Source organism: Streptomyces sp. RP5T (assembly GCF_003933965.1).
GTDB lineage: Bacteria > Actinomycetota > Actinomycetes > Streptomycetales > Streptomycetaceae > Streptomyces.
The window spans coordinates 1-3,408 of sequence record NZ_RSAJ01000758.1; the positions used below are offsets into that span (position 1 = coordinate 1).

At 75.1% G+C, this 3,408-nt stretch carries 3 protein-coding genes; all 3 read right to left on the reverse strand.

What is annotated here, in order from left to right; genetic code table 11:
• Window positions 1–44: 44 nt before the first annotated feature.
• On the reverse strand, window positions 45–863 hold the full coding sequence (locus EHS43_RS40480; protein WP_125195533.1) for a DUF1295 domain-containing protein: 819 nt from the start codon (window positions 861–863) through the stop codon (window positions 45–47).
• A complete protein-coding gene (locus EHS43_RS40485) occupies window positions 860–2,182 on the reverse strand; it encodes a cyclopropane-fatty-acyl-phospholipid synthase family protein (protein WP_125195534.1) in 1,323 nt (440 codons plus the stop codon). Before EHS43_RS40485 ends, EHS43_RS40480 begins: the two co-directional genes overlap by 4 nt.
• Window positions 2,179–3,408, reverse strand: a 1,230-nt coding sequence (locus EHS43_RS40490; protein ID WP_125195535.1) for a class I SAM-dependent methyltransferase, incomplete at its 5' end; no start/stop codon positions are given. The genes EHS43_RS40490 and EHS43_RS40485, both read right to left, overlap by 4 nt.

Below are 3,408 nucleotides of genomic sequence, written 5' to 3' on the forward strand. Positions count from 1 at the left end.
GCCCCGCCCCCCGCTCCGGTCCCCGTGTCCTGCGATCCGGTCCGTCACGACGGGCCCACCTCCTTCTTCCTCGGCGGCCGGGGCAGGAAACCGCTCGTGCGGGCCTGGTACTCGGCGTAGCCGGGCCGGTCGGCCATGTGCCGTTCGAGCAGCCGCTTTCCGCTGCCTCTGATCAGCAGCAGGCTCATCACCAGCGGGGAGACGACGGACACGGCGGCCGCCGCCGGGAGGTCGCAGGCCAGCAGGTACAGGCCCCACCAGACGCAGAAGTCACCGAAGTAGTTGGGGTGCCGGGTCCACGCCCACAGCCCGCGGTCCATGATCTGTCCCCGGTGCGCGGGATCGGCCTTGAACCGGGCCAGCTGGGCGTCCCCGACCGCCTCGAAGGCGAGACCGACCGCCCACAGCGCGGCACCGGCCCAGGCGAGGGCCGACGGACGGCCCGGCACGTAGACGGCGGCCTGCACGGGCAGGGACACCAGCCAGACCAGGGCGCCCTGGAGCAGGTACACCATCCGCAGGGCGTACAGGTTCCGGCTGCCCGGGGCCTTGGCCAGCAGCGCCTCGTAGCGCGGGTCCTCGCCGTGACCGCGGCCCCGCCGGGCGATGTGCACCGCCAGGCGCAGCCCCCAGACCGCCGTCAGCGCGGTGACGAGCAGCCGCCGTACGACGTCGCCCTCCCCGGCGGACGCGGCGAGGGACACCGCGGCCACCGCCGTGAAGCCGACGCCCCAGGCGATGTCCACGATCCGGTGCAGCCCCCGGCGCACCGCGACGGCGAAGGTGACCAGCATGACGGCGAGCGCCGCGGCGGCGGCCCAGGCCAGGTTGAGCGCGAACGCGCCCCACGGGAAGCCGCTCACAGCCGCTCCAGCCCCTCGTACCAGCCGGACGTGGTCGCCGGCATGCCGCTGTCGCCGGCCGGGCCCGGCCGTACGCCCAGGATCTGGTCGACGCCCATCCGGCCCTCCTCGAAGGCCAGGGCCGCGCCGACCAGGTACAGCCGCCACACCCGGGCGGTCTCCTCGTCCACCAGCGCGGTGAACCGGTCCCAGCGCTCCTCCAGGGTGCGGTGCCAGGCGCTCACGGTGCGGACGTAGTGCTCGCGCAGCGACTCGGTGTGCCGCACCTCCAGACCGGCCGCCTCCAGCAGGGTGACGGTCTCGCCGAGCGGGCGCATGTGCATGTCCGGCGCGATGTACGCCTCGATGAACGGCCCGCCGCCGGGGGCGACCCGGCCGCGCGACATCTGCTGCACCAGCACCCGGCCGCCCGGACGGACCCGCCGGTGCAGGGCCTCGGCGAAGGCCGGGTACTCCGCGTCGCCGACGTGCTCGCCCATCTCGACGGTGGCGACGGCGTCGTAGCGGCCGCCCTCGATGTCCCGGTAGTCCTGGCAGACCACCTCCACCAGACCGGTCAGACCGCGCTCGCGCACCTGGGCGCGCACGTACGCGGCCTGCTCGGCGGCCAGGGTGACGGCGGTGACCCGCACCTCGTGGCGCTCCGCCGCGTACAGGGTCAGCGAACCCCAGCCGCAGCCGATGTCCAGCAGCCGGGCCCCGGGCCTGAGCGCGAGCTTGCGGCAGATCAGCTCCAGCTTGGCCCGCTGGGCGTCGGCCGGTCCGAAGCCGGCGTCCTCACCGGCCCAATAGCCGCACGAGTACGCCATCGTGTCGTCGAGGAGCAGGCGGTAGAAGTCGTTGGACAGGTCGTAGTGGTGGCTGATGGCGGCCCGGTCGCGGGCCCGGCTGTGCAGGCCGCCGCGCAGCCGCGCCTGGGAGGCGGGGGCGGCCGGGCGCGGGCCGACCACGCCGAGCCGTACGGCGGTGGCGGCCGCCCGCGCCCGGTCGGCGGAGGTGAGCCGGGGCGGGCGCAGGCCGTGCTCCCGCCGGGCGGCCCACACCGTGCGCAGCCCTTCGGCGAGGTCACCCTCGATGTCGAGCTCGCCGGTGACATAGGCCTGCGCCAGGCCGAGTTCGCCGGGCTGCCACAGCAGGCGGCGCAGTGCGCGCCGGGAGCGCAGGACGACGACGGGGGCGTCCGCGGGGCCGGATTCGCTGCCGTCCCAAGCCCGCAGCCGTACCGGCAGGGGGCCGCCGAGGACGTCGGTGGCCAGAGAGGCGAGCCGGTGGGCGGCACCGGACCGGGTGGTGGCGGGTGCGGTGGGCGCGGTGTTCATGGGGTCGGGTTCTCCTTGGTGAACAGGTACTGCTGCACGTCGAGGTAGCCGGCCCGGAAGCCGGCCTCGGAGTAGGCGAGGTAGAAGGTCCACAGCCGGCGGAAGGTCTCGTCGAAGCCGAGGGCCGCTACCTCGTCGCCGCGCTCGGCGAACCGCTCCCGCCACAGCCGCAGCGTCTCGGCGTAGTGGGCGCCGAAGGCGTCACGGCGGGCGAGCCGCAGCCGGGTGTGGTCGCGGACGGTGTCCTCGACGGCCCGCGTGGAGGGGATGAACCCGCCCGGGAAGACGTACTTGTGGATCCAGGTGAAGGTGGAGCGGGTGGCCAGCATCCGCTCGTGCGGCATGGTGATGGCCTGGAGCGCCGCCCGGCCGCCCGGTGCCAGCCGCTCGTCCAGGGTGCGGAAGTACACCGGCCAGAACTCCGCGCCGACCGCCTCGATCATCTCCACGCTCACGACGGCGTCGTACTGTCCGCGGGCCTCGCGGTAGTCGCACAGCTCGATCGAGACGCGGTCGGCGAGGCCCGCGGCGCGCACCCGCTCCAGGGCCAGGTCCCGCTGCTCCCGGGAGAGGGTGAGGGAGGTGACGCGGGCACCGCGGGCGGCGGCCCGCAGGGCGAGCTCGCCCCAGCCGGTGCCGATCTCCAGCACCCGGGTGCCCTGGCCGACGTCGGCCAGGTCCAGCAGCCGGTCGATCTTGCGGTGCTGGGCGGCGGCGAGCCGGTCCCAGCTCGCCGGGAAGCCCCGGAAGACCGCGCTGGAGTAGGTGAGGGTCTCGTCGAGGAAGAGTGCGAACAGGTCGTTGGACAGGTCGTAGTGACGGCTGATGTTGGTGCGGGAGCCGTCGGGGGTGTTGCGCTCCTCGTCGGGGTGGCGCGGTGCCCACAGGCCGCGCAGCCGTTGCAGCGGGGCCGGGACCAGTTCGGCCGCGTGGGCGGCGAGCACGGTGAGGGCGGCGACCAGGTCGGGGGCGTCCCACTCGCCGGCCATGTAGGACTCGCCGAAACCGACCAGGCCGCCGGTGCCGATGCGGCCGTGGAACGCGTCGGGGTCGTGGATGTCCAGCAGCGGGCCGCCCAGCCCGACGGTGTCGTTCCCGGCGAACACGGCCCGCAGGGGCAGCCTGCGCAACGCCCGGCGTACGAGCGCGGCGGTCACGGCGGTCCGGGCCCGCGAGGCGGCGGGCGCGACGGCGACGTCGGGCCAGCGGACGGGGTCGGCGGGGGC

Bases quoted from the DNA above. Each gene is read 5' to 3' on its own strand.
- EHS43_RS40485 (WP_125195534.1), bottom strand. From the start codon at position 2,182: ATGAACACCGCGCCCACCGCACCCGCCACCACCCGGTCCGGTGCCGCC.